The following is a 22,184-nucleotide window of genomic DNA, read 5'->3' as shown; positions in this document are numbered from 1 at the left end:
GAGTTATCAATCATGACACTCTGGCAAAATATATCTTACAAAATAAAATATGCGCAAAGCAAACTGTTCGTGCTCATTGGCATTAATGTAGCGGTGTATCTGCTCATTAATATCCCGGCTGTATTTGAACAGTTATTTGTATCCGGATTCGGAAACAGCAGGATTATCGCCTTCAGCCGGGAATATTTGCAACTGCCTGCCCAATTTAACGAGTTATTGCACCGCTTCTGGACACCGGTTACCTATATGTTTATGCATGCCGATATTTTCCATATCCTGTTTAATATGTTATGGCTTTACTGGATGGGGCAAATATTTGAGGAGTACCTCGGCCACAAGCGTACTATAGGTTTGTATTTGATGGGCGGTTTAGCCGGAGCTTTCTTTTTTGTGTTAGCCTTTAATACCATCCCGGCATTTGAAGGCGCAAATGCGAGTGTGGTAGGTGCATCCGCAGGGGTGATGGCTATCATTATCGCTACAGCAACTTTATTGCCCGATTATACTATCCATTTGTTTTTATTTGGCCCGGTAAAGTTAAAGTGGCTGGCCATATTTTATGTACTGATTGATTTTTTAAGCATGGCGGGTAGCAACGCAGGCGGCAGTATCGCCCATTTGGGCGGAGCTTTTTTAGGCTTTATTTATATTAAACGCCTGCAACGCGGCAGCGATTGGGTGGGCAACGTAAACAACCTGTTTAAGCCGAAACCCAAAATGCGCGTGGTTTCCAAAAATCCTGAAAAAAGTACTTCATCCTATCCGGCACAGGACGAAATTGACCGTATATTAGACAAAATTTCACAATCGGGATATGACAACCTTACCCGCCAGGAGAAGGAAGTGCTGTTCCGGGCCAGTAAGGATGAACGCTAAAAAAAAGAAAGCCAGTTTTTTTGACCGCATTTTTTTGTGGATAAATTACCTGCTTTGCGCGGCGTTGCTGGTTAGTTACCTGGCGCCGGTGATAAATCCGGTCAAAAGCTGGGTGATCGCTTTTTTTGGGCTGGCTTACCCATTTCTACTACTGGGCAATATCCTCATCATCGTATACTGGTTGTTTCGCAGAAGCGCTTATGCGGTAATATCTGTCATCGCTATTGCAATAGGATATAATATTCTGTTCAACAATATTGGTTTTCGCGCATCTGGCAATAATAAGGCTACCGCTAACAGCATGCGCGTGCTTACTTATAATGTACACAACTTTAAGCCATATGGGCTGGAGAACGACTCGGCTACCAGGCATGATATTTTAAAACTCCTGTCGGCGCAGCAGGCGGATGTGATCACCTTTCAGGAGTTTTTTACCCGCAAGCGCGGTAAGTACGCGCTTGTTGACTCGCTTACAAAGCTGATGCAAAGCAGCCATTATTTTTTTAAGCCGATACATTCCAGTCAGCAGGAAGATATCGGTATGGCTATATTCAGTAAATACCCGGTACTTAATACCGGTTCAATTACCTTCACCAGCCAGAATACCGATAACCAGTGCATATATGCCGACCTGGATTGTAAAGGCAAAAAGATCCGGATTTATAATGTTCATTTGCAATCGGTAAATTTTGGACCGGAAGATTATCGCTACCTGGATACCGTATCGCAAAAAGGTAAAGCCAGCATGACAGCCAGCCGTCGCCTTGGCGGTAAGCTTAAAACCGCTTTTATAAAACGCAGCGAACAGGTTTTCAAAGTAAAGGAACATGCTTCGGCTTGTCCGCACCCCTACATTATTGTTGGAGATTTTAACGACACACCAACTTCATTCGCGGTTAATACCATGGCCAAGGGATTAAAAAATGCCTTTAGGGAAAAAGGGTCGGGCATTGGGCGTACCTATAATGGCAGCTTCCCCAATTACCAGATAGACTACATACTGGCCAGCCCACAGTTTGACATTGCAGGCTATCGCATCATCGAAAAAAAATTATCTGATCATTATCCGCTCTACAGCGATGTGGTGCTTAAATAAGCACTAGCCTATCATCATACTTATATAAAATATGGCAGCTTTGGGCATACATTTAGAGGGGGTTTTGTAAGTTTGCGCTTATATGAAACAAAACTTATTTGTTTATAATACTTTAACACGTAAAAAAGAAGAATTTAAGCCGCTTAATGCGCCCCATGTGGGCATGTACGTTTGCGGGCCCACTGTTTACAGCGATGTACACATGGGTAATTGCCGTACTTATATATCTTTTGATTTGATTTTCAGGTACCTGCAGCATTTGGGCTATAAGGTACGCTACGTTCGTAATGTTACTGATGCCGGTCACCTGGAGGGCGACGCCGATGAGGGGGAAGATAAAATCACCAAAAAAGCCAAGCTCGAAAAATTGGAGCCTATGGAGGTGGTGCAACAATACACCGTTGGCTTTAGAGAGGTGATGAAAACCTTTAATACCCTGCCGCCCAGCATAGAGCCTACGGCAACCGGCCACATTATTGAGCAGATTGAGATGGTAAAGGGCATTTTAGATAAAGGCCTGGCTTATGAAGTTGATGGATCAGTATATTTTGATGTTGAGAAATACAATAACAGCCAGGATTACGGCGTACTGAGCGGCCGAAACCTCGAAGATATGCTGAACAATACCCGTACCCTGGGCGGGCAGGATGAAAAACACGGTAAGCTTGATTTTGCCCTATGGATAAAAGCCAAGCCTGAGCACCTGATGAAATGGCCATCGCCTTGGAGTGTGGGTTTTCCCGGCTGGCATCTGGAATGCTCGGCCATGAGCCATAAATACCTGGGTGATCAGTTTGATATACATGGTGGCGGATTGGATTTGGTACCTACCCATCATACAAACGAGATAGCGCAAAACATGGCTTGCTGCGGCAAAAACCCGGCTCGCTACTGGGTGCATACCAATATGCTGACAGTTAACGGCCAAAAGATGTCAAAATCATTAGGCAACAGCTTTTTGCCACATGAATTGTTCTCTGGCAATAACCACATCCTGAGTAAAGGCTACAGCCCGATGATGGTGCGCTTTTTTATGTTACAGGCACATTACCGCAGTACACTTGATTTTGGTAACGAGGCTATGGAAGCATCTGAAAAAGGTTTCAAGCGCTTGATGAATGCGCTGAGCCTGCTTGACGGATTGAAGACCAATTCCTCGACTGAAGTGGAGATACAGCCACTGATTGACCGCTGTTACGAGGCCATGAATGATGATTTTAACAGCCCCGTGTTAATTGCCGAATTGTTTGAAGCATCGCGCATTATTAATTCCGTGCACGACAATAAGCTGAAGATCGACTCAAAAAATCTGGAGTTGCTTAAAAACATGATGCACACCTTTGTGTTTGATGTTTTAGGTTTGAAAGATGAGCAAACCGAGAATGACGATCTGCCAAAGATAATGGACTTTATTGTTGACCTGCGTAACGAGGCAAAGGTTAATAAGGATTATGCCACGTCAGACAAAATTCGCAACGGCTTGCAGCAGATAGGGTTTCAACTGAAGGACGGTAAGGAAGGTACTACCTGGAGCAAAGCTTAAACTGTTTATAAATTACAGGCAGGTATAATTACATAACATATTATTCGTTAAAGTAGCATCTGTCAATTAATCAACATACACCATACACATATTTATGAAAAAACTACTATTAGCCGCCGGTATTCTGTTTACCTGTAATGGCATTGTGGCAGCACAAACAACAAGCGCGCAAAGTGGTGCTCCGGCCGAAGTAAAAACCGTTGTAGCAGCAGAAAACGCCTTTGAGAAATTGATAGCACGCAAAGGCATTAAAGACGGTTTTTTAGCAGTTGCTGATCCGGAAGGTATTGTTTTTAAACCCAACGCGGTTAAGATAAGCGAGTTTTATGGCACTATTGCCAAGCAACCTGGTTTGCTAACCTGGCAGCCTAAATTTGCACGTATATCAGCCAGTGGCGACTTAGCTTTTACTGCCGGACCATATATCTATCAAAACAGCAAGAAGGACGATGATAAAATTTATGGCGAATGCGTTTCGGTTTGGCGCAGCGATGCACAGGGTAAGCTTAAATTGCTGATTAACCTCGGCATTCAGCACCCTGAACCTACAAAGGAAACTATTGAGGATATTAAAGACCCGGAAGCGGTTAAGGCTTCTACAAGCAAAGATCCCTTTAAAGGAAAAAATATTATACTGGCTACTGATAAGCAATTTAACGATGCGCTTTTAAAATCATCTGCCGGCGCTTATAAAGAATTTTTAAGTCCGGAAGGGCGTTACTATTTCCCGGGTTTTGAAGCTATGACCGGTCAGGACCAGGTGATGCGCTTTGTACAAAACCAGGCTATATACGTTACAGCATCAACAGTTAATGCCGGCCGTTCGGCAAGCAGCGATCTGGCATACAGCTATGGCACTGCCCGCATCAAAAAAGGCAACATTGTAAGCAATTTTAATTACGTGCGCGTTTGGGAGATGGATAAAAGCCATAAATGGAACATTTTGTTAGAGATATTCTCTGCAGTAGAAAACTAATCGATAAGAATTTTTAGAGATGTGAGGCCGGACATGATGTTCGGCCTCTTTTTTTTGCCTGAAATTTAGTTTGGATTAAGCTTTCGGAGTTTTACTAAAGAAATGAACCCGGTTTGATCATTTATATGGTTGTTCCTTATAGTAATTAAAAAATAGCAGTTTGATTTATTTCAAGAATGAAGAAAATTTATTGGTAGCAATTGATTATTGAGTAAATAATTCGATTAATTAAAGGATTTATTCACTTAGAATCGATTTTGAAGATATTATTTTTGAATTATTTTTAATTTTATGTTATTTTTATTGAAATATTTTTGATATTGCGATGTGATTTATGAAATTATACGATAATTTAGATTGTTGTGTCAATTATATAGTTGATAAGTTGACGATTTAATCGGAGAATTAGGCATTAAGTGCAAATGTCATCTTGTTTCGAGAAAAAAGAAGAAAATATTAACCTCAATAAATAATTAACCCTAACTAAAAAAAGCGAAATGAAAAAAATCCTACCCTTTTTACTTTTGGTGGTGGTTGTCGTGCTCGCACTGATTTACCCCTCTGTTGACGTGACTACCATTGCCGATAGCAAAATTGACAGTGGCGACACTGCATGGCTGCTGGTAAGTACCGCGTTAGTACTCATCATGACCCCGGGCCTGGCCTTCTTTTACGGTGGTATGGTGAGCAAAAAAAACGTACTTTCTACCATGATGCAAAGCTTTGTGTGTATGGGCATCATCACTATTTTATGGGTGGTGTTTGGCTTCAGCCTTGCTTTCGGTAAAGACATGTTCGGCGGCTTCCTGGGCGATCCATCTACCTTCTTTATGATGAAGGGGATGCTGGGTAACGATACCTGGCCGTTAGCGCCAACCATTCCGTTGGTGTTATTCGCCATGTTCCAGTTAAAGTTTGCCGTAATTACCCCGGCGCTTATAACCGGTGCTTTTGCCGAGCGTATCCGCTTTAACTCTTATGTGATATTTCTTTGTTTGTTTATGATATTCATTTATGCCCCGCTGGCGCATGCTACCTGGCACCCGGAAGGTTTCTTCTTTAAATTAGGGGTGTTGGATTTTGCCGGTGGTACCGTAGTACACATGTCGGCAGGTTGGGCAGCTCTGGCATCAGCTATCTACCTTAAACAACGTACAGATAAAGCACACGCTCCAGCCCGTATCAGCTATGTGCTGTTGGGTACAGGTTTACTTTGGTTCGGCTGGTTCGGCTTCAACGCGGGTTCGGCTTTAGGTGCTAACGCACTTGCAGCTACAGCTTTAGGTACTACAACCACAGCATCAGCTGCCGCCGCTATCGCCTGGATATTTTTTGATATGCTGCGCGGTAAAAAGCCATCTGTTGTAGGTGCATGTATAGGTGCTGTTGTAGGTTTGGTGGCCATTACACCTGCTGCCGGTTTTGTAACTATCCCGCATTCACTAATTATCGGTATTGTTGCCGCCGTTGTAAGTAATTTGGTAGTAATCTGGCGCAGCAAAACCAGCATTGACGATACGCTTGACGTATTCCCTTGCCATGGCGTTGGTGGTATGGTAGGTATGCTGTTAACCGGTGTATTTGCTCATGCTAACGTAAATAGCGCCAACACTACCGGTAATGGTTTATTTTATGGCGATACCAAGCTGTTTGTAACTCACCTTATTGCTTTGGTTGGCGTATCAGCATTCGCATTTATCGGTTCATTCATCCTGCTAAAGGTTACTGACCTGATCTCAAAACTGCGTGTTACTCCTGAAGAGGAAGCTATCGGCCTTGACGTTAGCCAGCACGACGAAGAATTATAATCAAGATTTTCAATAAATATTAACTGACCATTGTATTTATTTACCGGCTGCGCCCTCCAGGTGCAGCCTTTTTTATTTACAGCCTTTTATATTTGTTAATGTATGATATGTTATAAAAAGGGCTGGTTAATGTTGTTAATACTTGCGGTTTGGTTGCCGGTAATCGCGCAGGACGTTAAAGTAGCTGCCGCGGCAAACCTGCAAAGCGTTATGAAACCGCTCGCTGCTGAATTTAAAAAGCAATTGGGCATTAGCATAGCCGTTATCAGCGGAGCATCAGGTAATTTAACGGCGCAGGCCATGAACGGCGCGCCTTATGACATATTTTTATCAGCCGACGTAGCCTTTGCTGAAACATTACACAATAAGGGCTATGCTATCAATAAACCTACGATTTATGCATCAGGTAGTCTTATATTATGCAGTCAACAACCTATCGATGCAAAAAAATGGAAAGCACTGCTGACTGATAATGCCACGAAAAAAATCGTGATAGCAAACCCGTCAACTGCCCCTTATGGCAAAGCGGCTATGGAAGTTTTCAAAGCAGGTGGTGTGCTAAACATCCTAAAACCTAAGTTGGTGTATGGCGAAAGCATATCGCAGGTGAACACTTATATTACGACCGGTGTTGTATCTGCGGGGTTTACAACAGAGGCTTTAATTAAAGACCCGCAATTGAAAACCAAACTGTATTGGCTTAAAATGGATAGTAGCGCTTACTCCCCAATAAAACAAGCGATGGTGCTGTTAAAAGCCGGAAAGCATAAGGCCGATGCTCGGAAATTTTACGATTTTCTGCTAAGTCCGGCGGCAAAACGCATTTTTAAACAATATGGTTACCGATAAATAATGGATGCTGCACCAATTTGGCTATCACTTAAGCTGGCTGTAGTAACAACCTTGCTGCTGTTGATCATCTGCCTGCCGTTGGCCTGGTGGCTGTCAAAAAAGCGTACCCTTTTCAGGATGCTGGCAGAGGTGCTGATCACCATGCCGCTTGTACTGCCGCCATCGGTATTAGGCTTTTATCTGCTGTTAGCTTTTAGTCCGCAACTTGGGTTAGGTAAATGGCTGAATGATGTGTTTGATGTGCAACTGGTTTTCTCGTTTCCCGGCTTGGTATTAGCGTCGGTAGTATACAGCTTACCATTTATGGCGGGGCCGGTTAAGTCAGCATTGCAACAATTGCCACCGTCACTTGCCCAGGCATCGTATACGATGGGTAAATCGGAGTGGCAAACCTTCAGATATATACTGCTGCCTAACATAAAGCCGGCGCTCCTAACGGCTGCGGTATTAACCTTTGCTCACACGTTGGGTGAGTTTGGCGTGGTGCTGATGATTGGTGGTAACATTCCCGGCGTTACGCGCGTTGCATCAGTAGCGGTGTATGATGCTGTTGAGCAAATGGATTATAGCCTTGCCGCCAATTACTCTGTTTTGCTGTTCGGTATTACTTTTTTATTGTTGATGGGCGTATTTATCTATAATCGTACACAAGCTAAGTCCCCGTTGGAATGATCGAGATCAATATTGAAAAAAAGTTAAACATGTACAACGGCGGGCAATCGATAAAATTCTCGGGCCGTTTCCCGTTACATATGGTTACTAAAATAACGGGACCATCCGGTGCAGGCAAAACAACGTTATTAAAAATTATAGCGGGGTTAATAACGTCTGAATCGGGACGTATTTCTGTAAACGGTTCTATTTGGCTGGACACTGAAAGGGAAATAAATCTACCACCTCAAAAACGCCTTGCCGGATTTGTATTCCAGGATTACGCCTTATTCCCGAACATGACGGTGCTGCAGCATTTGCAATATGCTACAAAAGACGCGGAATGGATAAACCGCCTGCTAAATATAGCTGAGCTAACGACATTCGCTGATCACAAACCTATACATCTATCAGGCGGGCAACAACAGCGCCTTGCGGTTGTTCGTGCGCTTGCTATAAAACCAAAACTGGTTTTAATGGACGAGCCATTTTCGGCATTGGATAGTAAAACCAAGTCGAGGTTTTTACCGGCGTTAAACATACTTTTTGAAGAAATCAAAACTACCGCGGTAATAGTTAGCCACTATCCGATGGAACTGGATGTTTTTACAGGTAATGAAATCAGTATGGGAGAATGATCAGGGGGCTTTCGCTACCACAATTTTACTCAGGTTATGCAGATAACGCCTGCCGGTTTTGTAATCTTTAGCAGAAAGCATCTGTATGCTTTCGGGCATTGCGGTGATATCAATACCATTCTTTTCAACCAGCAGGTATACAGTTTCACCAACGGCGGTATTATACAACTCATTCCAGGAGTAAACCACTTTATAACCATCGCTCGCCACAAAAACCAGGTAAAGCTCACTTAACAGTTTCGGACTACCAACCTTAAACTTAGTATGGCTTAGTACGTCTCTAAGCAAAATGCCTTTTAGTTTTTCGTCTTTATGCTTAAACGCGCCTGTATGGCTGGTTACATTAAGGCTGTCGATATAATACAACTTGTATCGCTTAAGCGAGTCAACAGTAATTAATTGTTGCTTAATTACCTCGCCGCTTATTAAAAAGCTTTTGGTTTGTTGCGCAAAGCCTACGCAATAGCACATCAGCGCAACGCATAAAACATGTAACCGTTTAAACATATAGCGCTAACTTATGAAAATTATTTTTACTGTAATTGGTAAAACTTTTACCATAAAAAGCTTGTTGCAACGTATATAAAACGTTTTTACAACTTTTTGTGCTAATTGTGTACTATTACCGGATAATAATATTAAAAGAGAAAGTGTTATTATTACAATAATATTGCGCAAATAGAGTTACTTTTGCAGCATTCAATCGATTTCTATAGCATAGGTTCGATTGTATTAAGTGTTCCTGTAGACGTTGAGTTATCCGTTACCTGAACAAAAAGTTTAGCTGCCCTTTGCAGCTTTTTGATTTGGCTTTTTTTCAATAAAAAGTATAGTTTAATTTAATTGGTTACCCGCCAGGCGCGAGGCCCAGCGGGTTTTTTTATCTTAAACTACTATTATTTAATCTTTCTTGCAGGCACACCTTCATTGGTGATTTTAACAGGTTTTATTTCCCCGTTTTCGTCAAAATAGATTCGATCTATACATGTTGCACGGTGATTACCGTCTGTTTCAGTAAGTGGTCGGCGGTGGTAAATAATATACCATTCGTCAGTACCGGGTATGTTAATCATAGAATGGTGGCCTGCGCCGGTCGCAATACTGGCATCCTGTTTAAGGATGGTATTAATGCGTTTGAACGGTCCGGTTGGTGAATCGCCAATGGCGTAAGCCACACGGTAATCAGGGCCTGTCCAGCCACCTTCACTCCACATAAAGTAATATTTACCCTTGCGTTTAAACATTACCGGGCCTTCTACATAACCTTCAGGCGTTATTAATTTATAAGTTTCGCCATTCTCAAACGGAACTAAACCTGTAAAGTCCTTATTTAGCTGGGCAATGTTACACTGGCCCCAGCCGCCGTAAATAATGTAATATTTACCATTGTCGTTAAACACAAACTGGTCGATAGGCTGCGCTTTATTAATGATCTTATCAATCAGCGGCTTGCCTAAATGATCTTTAAATGGCCCCGCCGGGTTGTCGCTCACTGCTACGCCTATGCCACCATATTCATTGTTATTCTGAATATCATTCGCCCCAAAAAATAAATAGTATTTATTGCCTTTTTTTGTGATGGCCGGCGCCCATAATGCTCGCTTTACCCATTTTAAAGCCGAGGTATCAACAATGCTTGGATGCTTAGTCCAATGCACCAGATCAGTTGATGAAAAAGCATCAAACTTAATCTGCTGGTTATACGGCGCAGAGTAAGTAGGGTAAACCCAAAACGTTTTACCAAAAATAGCCGCCTCCGGGTCGGCATACCATCCCTCGAATATCGGGTTGCCTGATGTTTCCTTTTTTTCCTGGGCTAATGACAGTTGTGTTGATGCCGCAAGCACGCCCATTAAAAGTATAGTTCTTAATTTCATTGGTTGTTTGTTGGTTTCTTTTTATTACCAAAGCGTTTATTTTTACGCTTAAAATGAGGCTTCTTTTCTTCCGTTAATACGGGCGCTTCACCCAACTCGGCAGGTATCGGCTTTTGCTCTATCGTTTTTTCTATGAGCGATTCGATGCTCTTAAACCGGCGCAGATCACGTTGATTTACCAGGGTAATAGCCGTTCCGGTGGTAGCGGCACGTGCTGTACGGCCAATGCGGTGAATGTAATCCTCCGGATCGGGCGGAACATCGTAATTGATCACCAGGTCGATACCTTCCACATCAATACCACGCGAAAGCGCATCAGTACCAATGATGATCGGCAAGCTCTTGTTTTTAAATTCCAGCAAGATCTGCTCTCGTTCGGCCTGCTCCAGGTCAGAGTGAAAGGCGCTGATTTTCAAATTGCTTCTCTTCAAATCCTTGTAAACCTCCTTCACCTTATCCTTGGTTGATGAAAAGATAATGATGCTGTTATAGTTGCCATCGCGTAGCAGCATTTTAACCAAACCATTTTTTTGCTGATCGGCAATGTAGTATACCTGCTGATCAATGCCTACTGCCGGCTGTGATACAGCAAGATTTATCTGCTGCGGATTATGCAACACCGTTTTGGCCAGTGAGCGGATACGCGGCGGCATAGTTGCTGAAAACAACAGCGTTTGCCTTTTTTTAGGCAGATAACTGATGATGCGCGTAATATCATCCTGAAAACCCATATCCAACATACGGTCGGCCTCGTCAAGTATCAGGTGGCGTATGTGGTTAAGCTTTAACACGCCAGATGTTAAGTGCGCGATCAACCTGCCGGGTGTGGCTATAATGATATTTACGTTATTTTGAATGCCGCGGCGCTGCTGCTCATACACAATACCATCACCGCCGCCAAATACAGCAAGCGAGCTTATGCCGGTAAAGTAAGCCAGCCCTTCAACCTGCTGATCTATCTGTTGTGCCAGCTCACGCGTGGGGGTAAGTACAAGTGCGGTTGTGTAATGCTTATGCTCTTCAGTGATAAAATTTAGCACCGGCAGTAAAAATGATGCGGTTTTGCCGGTGCCTGTTTGGGCACAGGCTATCAGGTCGTTACCTTCCATAATAACCGGAATTGCCATTTCCTGTATGGGGGTTGGCTTGGTGTAACCCATGCTCAAAACGCCTTCTAATAAATCACTGTTAAAATTAAAATCCTGGAATGTCACTGTCTCTGCTTATAGGTGAGTGCTGCAAGATAACAAAATTTAATTTATACTATTAACGAGGGCTTTACATACCTATTTTAATAACCTTACGTTTATAAAAAGGTATCCGTTTTTTTACATGCCTGATTTCAAATTCTAAAGCATCTATTTAAAAAAGCAATATATTTACCGCACCTACACTTGCACGCACACAAAAAACTTATTGAATAAACTATGAAGAAATTATTACCGGGCATTGCTGCTCTATTACTTTGCAACTCAGTATTTGCCCAAACCACGCCGGCCACTACTCCTAATAAGGATAAAAACGGCTGGACAACCCTGTTTGATGGAAAAACCACCACAGGATGGCATACTTATAACAAAGGCGAAGTAGGCAATGCATGGACAGTTGTTGATGGTGCCCTAACGCTTAACCCGGGCGCTGATGGCCGTGGCGACCTGGTTACTGATAAAGAGTATGAAAACTATGAGCTTACCCTGCAGTGGAAGATTGCCGAGGGCGGTAACAGCGGTATTATATTCGATGTAAATGAAAACCCGAAATACAGCTACTCGTTTTTAACCGGCATTGAAATGCAGGTGCTTGATGATGTTAAGGCTGAGGATAACAAAAAGGAAAACCACCTTGCCGGATCGTTATATGACATTATCGCGCCATCAAAAAAAGCAAAACCTGCCGGTGAGTGGAATACCATAAAAATACGCCAGAAAGATGGCCAGCTTACCTTTTGGATGAATGGCAGCAAAACGGTTAACGTAAAACTTTGGGGCCCGGAGTGGAAAGCATTGGTTGAAAACAGCAAATTTAAATCGTACCCGGCGTTTGCTACCTACTATAAAGGACACATAGCTTTGCAGGATCACGGTAATACCGTTTACTACCGCGATATCAAGATAAAAGAACTATAATAGCGTTTTTTTTAGCCACTACTATTTATTTATTAGCCGGGAGGACAGGCATGAGTGAATTTCAGATAAAAAAATCAACCGTTGTTTATGACGCCGTGATTGTGGGTTCGGGGGCAGGAGGCGGCATGGCCGGTTATGTATTGGCTCATGCCGGTTTAAAAGTATTGATGCTGGAGGCCGGGCCGTTTTACGATCCGGCTAAAAACTCCGATCAGCTGCGTTTCAGCTGGGAGTCGCCACGCCGGGGTGCGGGCACAACCCGTCCTTTTGGCGATTTTGATGCCGCCTTTGGCGGCTGGGAACTGGAAGGCGAGCCCTATACCACCAAAAACGGTACTGATTTCCAATGGTTTCGCTCACGCATGCTGGGCGGGCGTACCAATCACTGGGGGCGTATATCATTACGTATGGGGCCAAAGGATTTTAAACCTACCGACGGGCTTACTGAAGAATGGCCGTTTACCTATAATGAGATAAAACCATATTACGATAAGGTTGACCGCCTGATTGGTGTATTCGGTACAGTTGAAAATATAGAAAGTGAACCGGACGGCATCTTTTTGCCGCCGCCCAAGCCAAGGCTCAATGAGCTTTTTATAAAGAAAGCAGCAATTAAAGCCGGCGTAACTACTATACCAAGCCGTGGTTCAGTACTCACCGAAGCGTTGCCGGGCAATAAAGATAGGAATGCCTGTTTTTTTTGCGGGCAATGCGGCCGCAGCTGTAAAATTTATGCTGATTTTTCTTCATCATCGTGCCTGGTTATCCCGGCATTGAAAACGGGAAACCTGCAGGTAATATCAAACGCTATGGTGCGCGAGGTGCTGACGGATAAAAACGGACAGGCCACCGGTGTATCATACGTAAATAAGGATGATATGCTGGAGTACCAGGTAAAGGCGAAGATTGTAATACTGGGCGCCAGTGCATGCGAGTCGGCAAGGCTGCTGCTCAATTCAAAATCAGCAGCGCACCCTAACGGGCTGGCTAACGAAAGTAATGTGGTTGGTAAATACCTGCATGATTCAACCGGATCAAGCGCTTCAGGTTTTTTACCACAATTGCTGGATCGTAAACGTTATAATGAGGATGGTGTAGGCAGTATTCACATCTATTCACCTTGGTGGCTTGATAATAAAAAACTTGGCTTCCCGCGCGGATACCATATTGAATATGGCGGCGGTATGGGTATGCCATCATACGGCTTCGGCTCAGGCATGCACCTTAAAAACGGACTGGTACCCGGCCCCGATGGTAAAGTGAAAGAGGCCGGTGGCTACGGTGCATCTTTAAAGAACGATTATCGCAGATTTTACGGTACCGAGGTTTATATGGCCGGCCGTGGTACCGCCATTGCACGCGCTGATAACTATTGCGAGATTGACCCTGAAGTGGTGGATAAGTACGGTATACCGGTATTGCGTTTCCATTACAAATGGGCGGCTGATGAATACAAGCAGGCCAAACACATGCAAGAAACCTTTAAGGAAATAATGCACAACATGGGCGCCTTGGGTGCCGAGTTTAAGGGAGCTGATACGGGCTATGGCCTTGAAGCGCCAGGCAAGATCATACACGAGGTAGGTACTATCCGCATGGGTAACGATCCTAAAAAATCAGCCTTGAATAAATGGTGCCAGGCGCATGACTGTAAAAATCTGTTTGTGGTAGATGCCGCACCGTTTGTGCAGCAAGGTGATAAGAATGCTACCTGGACCATACTTGCATTGAGTATGCGTACAGCTGAGTACATTTTATCGCAACGTAAAAAATTGAACGTTTAATATAGAGGGAATATGAACAGGCGCGACTCGTTAAAAGCCCTTGGTTTGGGCACACTGTCAACCACTTTACTGCTTGACGCATGTAAGCCTAAACCCGTAAAAAAGGCTGCTGAAACTCCGGCGGCAGCACAACCCCAAGCTCAACCTCAAGCCACTGACAATAACCCCGGCAGGCAATCCTGGGAGATAGAGCGTGATAAGCAATTGCTGGCACAGCGCTTTTTTACTACACAAGAGATGACTGCCATCACCATACTATCAGATATTATAATTCCGAAGGACGATGTATCGGGCAGCGCGTCTGATGCTAAGGTGCCGGATTTTATTGAGTTTATTGCTAAAGATCAGCCGGAACACCAGGTACCGCTGCGCGGCGGGCTGCGCTGGCTGGATGTACAATGCCTTAATCGATATAATGCCATATTTGCTGATTGCAAACCCGAACAGCGCATTGAGCTGATTGATCAGATTGCTTATCCAAACAAGGCCAAACCGGCCATGCGCCAGGGTGTAGCTTTTTTTAACCGCATGCGGGATTTGGTGGCTACCGGTTTTTTTACCTCACAAATGGGTATGAAAGATATTGGCTATGCCGGTAACGCGCCTAACCCGCAATGGGCTGGCGTGCCTGCCGATGTATTAAAGCAATACGGCTTTTCAAGCAATTCTTAACCATTTATCCATCGAGCAGGAAAACAAATAGTTCTTTGGGGCCATGTGCGCCTAAAACCAACGTTTTCTCGATATCTGCCGTGCGGCTTGGCCCGGTAACGTTGGTTATCATGCTGGGCAGGTTACTGCCGTATTTTTGCTTCAACAACCGGAAGCCGTCTTTCAGATCAAGCACCATCTGCGATGTGTAAGCCAGCACAATATGTACCGGCGGATATATGCTCAACCTGCGCCCTGCTGCGCCCGCGTTTGATAGCAGAATGCTACCATTACGCGCTATTAAAGCCTCGCACAAGGTAAAACCTACCTGAGCTTGGTCAAAGTCTTTATCAGTCTCAAAATACGGATATTCATATTGCTGCAGCATTTGCTGTAAGGCAGGCTCCCAGCAATATATTTTATGCCATTTACGCTCTTCGGCGAGGTTGAGCAGGTTTTCTATAAACTGTACCTCATCCTCACAAAAAACAAACTGCCCGGCAACGGCGGTAAATTGCTCGGCAAATATCACCTCAAGCATATCATCAGCAAGCGGGTAAAGCGGCTGATCCTCAAAGTTTGGATATGGGTTTTCCCGCTTCTCCAGCAAAGCCTTGCGGATTTTTTTTAACAGTTTTTCTTTAGAGGTAGTGATATCTTTCATCATTATAAACAACAAAGCCATCCGTTTTTAATGCGGATGGCTTTATGGGTTATTAGTTTTTAATTACCGGTTTCGGTACCGTTGGCATCCTTTTCTTCAGGGTTGCGGTTAAAGGTGCCTGAGTGGTCGTTAACACCCTCATGCACCAGGTTTTGCGCAACCGGGTCCTGGTTTGATTCCTGCGCGCCGTTTACAAACTCATCATAAGTAGTACGATGATCGAACGGGCGTTTTCCCAGTATCTCTTCCAGGTCTGATTGGAAAAGGATCTCTTTTTCCAACAGCTTATTAGCCAGTTTTTCCAAACCTTCGCGCTTGTCGGTCAGTAACTGCTTGGTCATATCATATACACGATTGATCAGGTTACGCACTTCTTCGTCAATCAACTCCGATGTTTTTTCAGAGTATGGTTTGTTAAACTGGTACTCGCCCTGGGTATCGTTAAATGATACATTACCCACTTTAGGATTCATACCATAAATAGTTACCATGGCGTATGCCAGTTTGGTAATGCGCTCTAAATCGTTCTGCGCGCCGGTTGATATTTTGTTGAATACAATGTCTTCGGCAACGCGACCACCCATGGTCATGCACATACCGTCAAGCAACTGTTCGGTAGTATATAAAAATTGCTCCTTAGGCAGGTATTGCGCGTAACCTAATGCAGCAACACCACGAGGTACTATTGATACCTTAACCAGCGGATCAGCATGCTCCAGGAACCAGCCTGCAATAGCGTGACCGGCTTCGTGATAAGCAACAATGCGTTTTTCCTCTGGTGATATGATCTTGTTCTTTTTCTCTAAACCACCGATCACACGGTCAATAGCATCCTGGAAATCCTGCATATCAACTGCCTCTTTGTTTTTACGGGCGGCTATCAGGGCAGCCTCATTACAAACGTTGGCAATTTCTGCGCCCGCAAAACCCGGGGTTTGGGCGGATAGTTTTTTAGCGTCAACACCCTCAGCCAGTTTTACGGGCTTCAAGTGTACTTTGAATATTTGTTCACGACCAACCAGATCCGGTTTATCGATAGATACCTGCCTGTCGAAACGGCCCGGACGAAGCAATGCGGAATCCAGTACATCGGGGCGGTTAGTGGCCGCCAGGATGATGATACCCGAATCGGTACCGAAGCCGTCCATTTCTACCAGTAATTGGTTAAGCGTATTTTCACGCTCATCGTTACCGCCAACAATATTGTTTTTGCCACGGGCGCGGCCTATAGCGTCAATCTCATCAATAAATATGATACAAGGCGCTTTATCCTTAGCCTGGCGGAACAGATCACGCACACGTGATGCACCCACACCTACAAACATCTCCACAAAATCAGAACCTGAAAGGGAGAAGAATGGCACCTGCGCTTCGCCTGCAACGGCTTTTGCTAATAAGGTTTTACCGGTACCAGGTGAGCCAACAAGCAACGCGCCTTTAGGGATTTTACCACCCAGGTTAGTGTATTTTTTAGGGTTTTTCAGGAAATCAACAATTTCCATAACCTCCTGCTTGGCTTCTTCCAAACCGGCAACATCGTTAAAGGTTACGGTTACCTGTGCTTCCTTATCAAACAAGGTCGCTTTTGATTTGCCGATGTTAAATATCTGGCCACCCGGGCCACCGCCCGCGCCACCGCTCATGCGGCGCATGATGAACATCCAGATAGCTACCAGCAATACGCCCATGATGATGAATTGCAGCAACGGGCTTGATAACCAGTTGTCGTGCTGAACGTAAACGATCGGCGTTTTTTGTTCATCAGGCAAATCTTTCTCGGTAGCATTGATCGATTGCTTCAAACTTTCGTAAGAGGCATCAGTAAAAGTATACTGCGGTCCGCCGGAGCCAAGGCCAATAGAACGCTTGTCGCGCTTTACATCCTCATATTGCGGTTTGTTTAAGCTTGATGGTTTGATATACACATCAGCATATACCAGCTCACCGCTTTTGTAAACTTCTACCTTTTCAACATCGCGCTGTTTAAGCATCTGTGTTTCAAAACGCTTATATGCAATACGCTTGCCCTGCGAACCGTCAAGAATGGTGGGTACAACCAGCACCGCTATGATAACGATGGCATAAAGCCACATTAAATTGAATTTAGGCGGCTTGGGCGTTATCTTTTTATTTGATAGTCTTCTTATAGGTTTTGGCTTATCCAATTTATTATCTTTCATGTGTTTTATACCTGCTCAAACTTACAATCAATATTTTAATAATAGGCAATGTTAATATGGTTGTATAATTTAAGCGCTCCTGTAGCTTTTTATCTCCGCATCGCCCCATAGGTCTTCAACGCCGTAGTACTCTCTTTTATCGGTTCTGAATACGTGGATAACCACGTCAATATAATCAAGCAATATCCATTCGCTATACTCTAAACCTTCTTTGCGCCATGGTTCCTGGCCGGTGGCTTTGTATATTTCATCTTCAACGCTCGCCGCTATTGCACGCACCTGTGTTGACGAATCGGCATGGCATATTACAAAGTAATCAGAAACTGAACTGAATATGTTCCGAAGGTCTAACCTCACTATATCATTCCCTTTTTTTTCCTGTATGCCGTGTATGGCTATTTCAGAAATGTAAGCGGATTCATTTAACGCTTTATTTTTTACCATTAAAAAGAATTAGTTTTGAACGATTTTAATATACAGAATATTATACATTGCAAAGTAACATATTTTCAGGATTATTTGTTGGCCGAAATTTAGTAACTCTTAAGCAAGTTGACTCAACAAACACATTCCTAAAAAATCTATTGGCAAATTCCACGCCAGTGTCTGAAGGCACCGTCATTATGGCAGAAGAACAGTTTGCCGGCCGTGGCCAAAGGCAAAATACCTGGTATGCACAACCCGGTAAAAACATTACTGCCAGTATATTGCTCAATCCCTCGTTTTTAAATATAAATAACCAATTTGACCTTAACCGCGCCGTTAGCGTGGGCATACAGCGCGCGCTTAAACCCATATTAGGCAACAAACTAAAAGTTAAATGGCCTAATGATATATATTATGACGATTATAAGGTAGGTGGGATTTTAATTGAAAACATTTTATTTTCAAATATTCTTAAACACGCCATAGTAGGTATAGGGCTTAACGTTAATCAGGATGAATTTCCGCAGGATGTAACCAACGCGTCCTCTGTAAAGCAGATATTACACAGGGATTATGATTTGAAAGTTTTACTTTCAGACCTTTGCAGCGGTATTGAGGCTGCTTACCTGGAATTAAAGGCCGGTAAGGTGCAGGAGCTGCGTAATGAATACACGCAATACCTGTACGGATTAAACGAAAAGCGGCAATTCAAGTCAAATAATTATATTTTTGACGCCACCATAACCGGGGTTGCACCTAACGGTTTGCTGGTGCTGCAAAATGAAAATGAAGAATTAACGTTTGACCTCAAAGAATTAGAATTTTTAAACCCAACTACATGAAAAAATTACTGGTATTATTTGCCGCCATCATGCTATCAGCAAGTGCTTTCGCACAGATAGAAACCCCCGTTAAATGGAGCTATGCAGCTAAACGAGTAAGTAAAACTGAGGCTGTTGTATTTTTTAAAGCCACTATGGAAGATGGCTGGCACATATACTCGCAAAACGTAAAAGAGGGCGGCCCTAACAAAACATCATTCACTTTTGCCGCTTCAAAGGATTTTACACCGGTTGGTAAAACCACCGAGCCAAAAGGCATCACCAAATACGAAAAGGTATTCAGCATGGATGTTACTTACTTCGAGAAATCAGTAATATTCCAGCAAAAAATAAAACTCAAGTCAGCAAAGGCTACCACTGTAAAAGGCAAGCTGGAGTACATGACCTGTAATGATATGAAGTGCCTTCCGCCGGAAGAAGTGGCATTTAGCATACCTGTTAAATAATAGCGCCTTAAAACGATGAATACTCTCACAACGTCGCTAAAGCGTATATTATTTATATTGATTGTTAGTTCACTGTCACTTGCATTTTCTACAAACGTAAAGGCGCAGGACACGTCTTCGACCGATGGACTGGAGTTTACCGACATCCCTACCGCTGCCGACAGCCTGGCTGCTGCTAAAGCAAAACAAAAGCAGGATACAGTTAAAAAAGCTGCGGTTGCAAAAACCACGGTAAGCGCACCTAAGGAAGCTAAACAAACCTTGTGGCAAATATTTATTGCCGGTTTTTTAGGAGGCCTGGTTGCCGTTAGCATGCCTTGCATATATCCAATGTTGCCGCTCACCGTTAGCTTTTTTACTAAAAAAGCAGGCTCGAGAGCAAAGGGTATAACTCAGTCCATGATCTACGGGCTATCAATCATTATAATTTATGTGCTGCTTGGCATGTTGGTAACCTTAATATTTGGTGCCGATGCTTTAAACGCGCTTTCCACCAACGGCATATTTAATTTTTTCTTTTTCCTGCTTTTGGTGGTGTTTGGCATCTCCTTTTTGGGAGCGTTTGAAATTACTTTACCCAGCTCGCTGGCTAATAAGCTTGACGAAAGCTCAAACAAAGGGGGCCTTACGGGTATATTCTTTATGGCGGCCACACTGGTTGTGGTGTCATTTTCATGTACAGGCCCTATCATTGGTACATTGTTGGTTGAGGCGGCTTCAAAAGGCGCACGTTTAGGCCCGGCTATTGGCATGCTCGGCTTTTCAATAGCGCTTGCCTTACCTTTTACATTATTTGCATTATTTCCCTCAACTTTAAAAAGCCTGCCAAAATCAGGCGGTTGGCTCAACAGTATTAAAGTGGTGTTAGGCTTTTTAGAGCTGGCGTTTGCTTTAAAGTTTTTATCAAATGTAGATCTCGCTTATCACTGGGATTGGTTTGACCGTGAGGTGTTCCTTTCATTATGGATAGCGATCTTCTTCCTGATGGGATTATATCTGATCGGCAAGATTAAGTTTTCTCATGATAGTGACCTGCCATATTTATCGGCTACCCGCACTATTATAGCTGTAGTAGTTTTCGCGTTTGTGGCTTACATGGTACCAGGCTTATGGGGTGCGCCGCTTAAATCAATCAGCGCGTTTTTACCACCACCGGCCACGCAGGATTTTTATTTATCAGACAACGCAGGGCAGGCTGCACCTGTTGTCGCGCAAAAAGTTTCAGTGGGAGAAAAAAAATACGCTGACTTATTTAAACGTGTACGCATAAAAGGCATTGATAGCTGGTATGATTATGATCAGGCATTGCTTGTGTCAAAGCAACTAAAAAAACCTATCATGATTGATTTCACGGGTTGGAACTGCGTTAATTGCCGCAAAATGGAGAATGATGTATGGGAAGATCCGCAGGTGTTTAAGCGTTTACGTGATGATTATGTTTTGTTGCAATTGTACGTTGACGAAAAAACTGCGCTAAAGCCCAGCGAAGTATATATATCTGATTTCAGTGGCAAAAAAATTACTACATTAGGCGCAAAATGGAGCGATTTTGAGGCATCACGTTTTAATGCCAATTCGCAGCCCTTTTATGTATTGCTTGATAGTGACGGAAGTTTGATGAATGATGCACATGGACAGCCTATACAGCCTTCTGGTGTTAATTTAAACATTGAGAGTTATATAAAATTTTTGGACAGCGGAATTGCTGCCTACAAGAATAAAAAATGAGTGAGATAAAAAATATTGGAGTATTTACGTCAGGCGGTGACGCGCCGGGCATGAACGCTGCCATCAGGGCGGTAGTGCGTACAGCTTTATATCATAATCTGCAGGTTACCGGCATACGCCGTGGCTACGAAGGCATGATTAACGGCGAGTACGAGCCCATGAACCGCAAATCCGTTTCAAACATTATACAACGCGGCGGTACTATTTTAAAATCAGCCCGCAGCGAAGAATTTAAAACCCCCGAAGGCCGTAAGCTGGCCTACTATCAGCTGAAGAAACATAAGGTTGATGCCCTGGTAGCCATAGGCGGCGATGGTACTTTCACCGGCGCCCGTTTATTAGGTGATGAGTACGGCATACCCGTTATTGGTTTGCCCGGTACTATCGATAACGACCTGATAGGTACTGATTACACCATTGGTTATGATACTGCCATTAACACGGTAATCAACGCCGTTGATAAGATACGTGATACAGCCGAATCGCACGACCGTTTGTTTATTGTTGAGGTAATGGGCCGCGATTCGGGTTTGATTGCCCTGCGTACCGGTGTCGCGTCGGGCGCTGAAGTGGTTTTGATACCTGAAAGCACTGAAGATTTACCGGCGCTGCTGCACCGCCTGGAGCATGGCCGTAAAGATAAATCATCGCGTATTGTAATGGTTGCCGAAGGCGACCGTGAGGGTGGCGCTTTTGAGATCGGCAACATCGTTAAAGAGAAATTCCCACAGATTGACACGCGTGTATCTATACTGGGCCACATACAGCGCGGCGGCAAACCAACCTGTATGGATAGGGTACTGGCAAGCCAGGTAGGCTTCGCGGCTGTTGAAGCCCTGAAAGCCGGCCGCAAAGGCGAAATGGCAGGCATCATCAATGGCGAAATAACCTTTACGCCGTTTGATCAGGCTTGCAAAAAGAATTCGCACAAGCTGGATGCCAACATGGTAAAATTGGTAGAGATATTATCGCTGTAGAATATACAGCAATAAAAACGAGAAAGGCTTTGCAATGCGCAAA

At 43.8% G+C, this 22,184-nt stretch carries 21 protein-coding genes; 15 read left to right on the top strand and 6 right to left on the bottom strand.

The features are described from left to right. Positions 1-12 precede the first annotated feature (12 nt). The 8 genes from LT679_RS11880 (at position 13) to LT679_RS11845 (ending at position 8,440) form a co-directional block, all read left to right on the top strand. Entirely contained in the window at positions 13-876 is an 864-nt protein-coding gene (locus tag LT679_RS11880; RefSeq protein ID WP_232177810.1) for a rhomboid family intramembrane serine protease, read from the top strand. Continuing rightward, on the top strand, positions 866-1,972 hold the full coding sequence (locus LT679_RS11875; RefSeq protein ID WP_232177809.1) for an endonuclease/exonuclease/phosphatase family protein: 1,107 nt from the start codon (positions 866-868) through the stop codon (positions 1,970-1,972). Before LT679_RS11880 ends, LT679_RS11875 begins: the two co-directional genes overlap by 11 nt. A gap of 82 nt (positions 1,973-2,054) precedes the next feature. Next, positions 2,055-3,515, top strand: coding sequence for a cysteine--tRNA ligase (cysS, locus tag LT679_RS11870; RefSeq protein WP_232177808.1), 1,461 nt, complete (start codon positions 2,055-2,057; stop codon positions 3,513-3,515). A gap of 94 nt (positions 3,516-3,609) precedes the next feature. Next, complete coding sequence (locus LT679_RS11865) at positions 3,610-4,491, top strand: nuclear transport factor 2 family protein (RefSeq protein WP_232177807.1); 882 nt, start codon at positions 3,610-3,612, stop codon at positions 4,489-4,491. Positions 4,492-4,988: 497 nt separating this feature from the next. Then, positions 4,989-6,299: an ammonium transporter gene (locus tag LT679_RS11860; protein ID WP_232177806.1), complete on the top strand. Its 1,311-nt coding sequence runs from the start codon at positions 4,989-4,991 to the stop codon at positions 6,297-6,299. Positions 6,300-6,428: 129 nt separating this feature from the next. Beyond that, entirely contained in the window at positions 6,429-7,148 is a 720-nt protein-coding gene (gene modA / locus LT679_RS11855) for a molybdate ABC transporter substrate-binding protein (RefSeq protein WP_232177805.1), read from the top strand. A 3-nt stretch (positions 7,149-7,151) separates the two neighbouring features. Further along, on the top strand, positions 7,152-7,823 hold the full coding sequence (gene modB / locus LT679_RS11850) for a molybdate ABC transporter permease subunit (RefSeq protein WP_232177804.1): 672 nt from the start codon (positions 7,152-7,154) through the stop codon (positions 7,821-7,823). Continuing rightward, a complete protein-coding gene (locus tag LT679_RS11845) occupies positions 7,820-8,440 on the top strand; it encodes an ATP-binding cassette domain-containing protein (protein ID WP_232177803.1) in 621 nt (206 codons plus the stop codon). The genes modB and LT679_RS11845 overlap by 4 nt, the downstream gene beginning before the upstream one ends. On the opposite strand, the gene LT679_RS11840 is transcribed toward LT679_RS11845, so the two are convergent. The 3 genes from LT679_RS11840 to LT679_RS11830 form a co-directional block, all read right to left on the bottom strand. After that, the gene (locus tag LT679_RS11840; RefSeq protein ID WP_232177802.1) at positions 8,441-8,947 is read right to left on the bottom strand and encodes a hypothetical protein; all 507 of its coding nucleotides are present in this window, start codon (positions 8,945-8,947) and stop codon (positions 8,441-8,443) included. Positions 8,948-9,336: 389 nt separating this feature from the next. Beyond that, on the bottom strand, positions 9,337-10,317 hold the full coding sequence (locus tag LT679_RS11835) for a glycoside hydrolase family 43 protein (RefSeq protein WP_232177801.1): 981 nt from the start codon (positions 10,315-10,317) through the stop codon (positions 9,337-9,339). Further along, a complete protein-coding gene (locus LT679_RS11830; RefSeq protein WP_232177800.1) occupies positions 10,314-11,531 on the bottom strand; it encodes a DEAD/DEAH box helicase in 1,218 nt (405 codons plus the stop codon). The genes LT679_RS11835 and LT679_RS11830 overlap by 4 nt, the downstream gene beginning before the upstream one ends. Before the next feature lie 213 nt (positions 11,532-11,744). Here LT679_RS11830 and LT679_RS11825 point away from each other — a divergent pair, with 213 nt between their 5' ends. The 3 genes from LT679_RS11825 to LT679_RS11815 are packed head-to-tail and all read left to right on the top strand — an operon-like array spanning position 11,745 to position 14,899. Then, positions 11,745-12,443, top strand: a complete 699-nt coding sequence (locus LT679_RS11825) for a 3-keto-disaccharide hydrolase (protein WP_232177799.1) — start codon at positions 11,745-11,747, stop codon at positions 12,441-12,443. Positions 12,444-12,493: 50 nt separating this feature from the next. Next, a complete protein-coding gene (locus tag LT679_RS11820; RefSeq protein WP_232177798.1) occupies positions 12,494-14,227 on the top strand; it encodes a GMC family oxidoreductase in 1,734 nt (577 codons plus the stop codon). Between the two features lie 12 nt (positions 14,228-14,239). Continuing rightward, the gene (locus LT679_RS11815) at positions 14,240-14,899 is read left to right on the top strand and encodes a gluconate 2-dehydrogenase subunit 3 family protein (RefSeq protein ID WP_232177797.1); all 660 of its coding nucleotides are present in this window, start codon (positions 14,240-14,242) and stop codon (positions 14,897-14,899) included. Positions 14,900-14,903: 4 nt separating this feature from the next. On the opposite strand, the gene LT679_RS11810 is transcribed toward LT679_RS11815, so the two are convergent. The 3 genes from LT679_RS11810 to rsfS form a co-directional block, all read right to left on the bottom strand. After that, positions 14,904-15,542, bottom strand: a complete 639-nt coding sequence (locus LT679_RS11810; RefSeq protein ID WP_232178070.1) for a LutC/YkgG family protein — start codon at positions 15,540-15,542, stop codon at positions 14,904-14,906. A 59-nt stretch (positions 15,543-15,601) separates the two neighbouring features. Beyond that, on the bottom strand, positions 15,602-17,722 hold the full coding sequence (ftsH, locus tag LT679_RS11805; protein WP_232177796.1) for an ATP-dependent zinc metalloprotease FtsH: 2,121 nt from the start codon (positions 17,720-17,722) through the stop codon (positions 15,602-15,604). Positions 17,723-17,791: 69 nt separating this feature from the next. Further along, entirely contained in the window at positions 17,792-18,166 is a 375-nt protein-coding gene (gene rsfS, locus LT679_RS11800; protein WP_232177794.1) for a ribosome silencing factor, read from the bottom strand. A 47-nt stretch (positions 18,167-18,213) separates the two neighbouring features. Here rsfS and LT679_RS11795 point away from each other — a divergent pair, with 47 nt between their 5' ends. The 4 genes from LT679_RS11795 to pfkA are packed head-to-tail and all read left to right on the top strand — an operon-like array spanning position 18,214 to position 22,141. Beyond that, positions 18,214-18,990 carry a biotin--[acetyl-CoA-carboxylase] ligase gene (locus tag LT679_RS11795; RefSeq protein WP_232177793.1) on the top strand — a complete coding sequence of 259 codons (777 nt, stop codon included), beginning with the start codon at positions 18,214-18,216 and terminating at the stop codon, positions 18,988-18,990. Next, positions 18,987-19,436 (top strand): protein-disulfide reductase DsbD domain-containing protein, encoded by a 450-nt coding sequence (locus LT679_RS11790; protein ID WP_232177792.1) that lies wholly within the window; start codon positions 18,987-18,989, stop codon positions 19,434-19,436. The genes LT679_RS11795 and LT679_RS11790 overlap by 4 nt, the downstream gene beginning before the upstream one ends. A gap of 15 nt (positions 19,437-19,451) precedes the next feature. Next, positions 19,452-21,164, top strand: a complete 1,713-nt coding sequence (locus tag LT679_RS11785) for a protein-disulfide reductase DsbD family protein (RefSeq protein WP_232177791.1) — start codon at positions 19,452-19,454, stop codon at positions 21,162-21,164. After that, positions 21,161-22,141, top strand: coding sequence for a 6-phosphofructokinase (gene pfkA / locus LT679_RS11780; protein ID WP_232177790.1), 981 nt, complete (start codon positions 21,161-21,163; stop codon positions 22,139-22,141). Before LT679_RS11785 ends, pfkA begins: the two co-directional genes overlap by 4 nt. The last annotated feature ends 43 nt before the right edge of the window (positions 22,142-22,184 follow it).

Source organism: Mucilaginibacter roseus (assembly GCF_021215455.1).
Taxonomy (GTDB): Bacteria; Bacteroidota; Bacteroidia; order Sphingobacteriales; family Sphingobacteriaceae; genus Mucilaginibacter; species Mucilaginibacter roseus.
The sequence above is the reverse complement of the archived record's forward strand: the minus strand, read 5'-3'. Positions and strand labels throughout refer to the sequence as shown.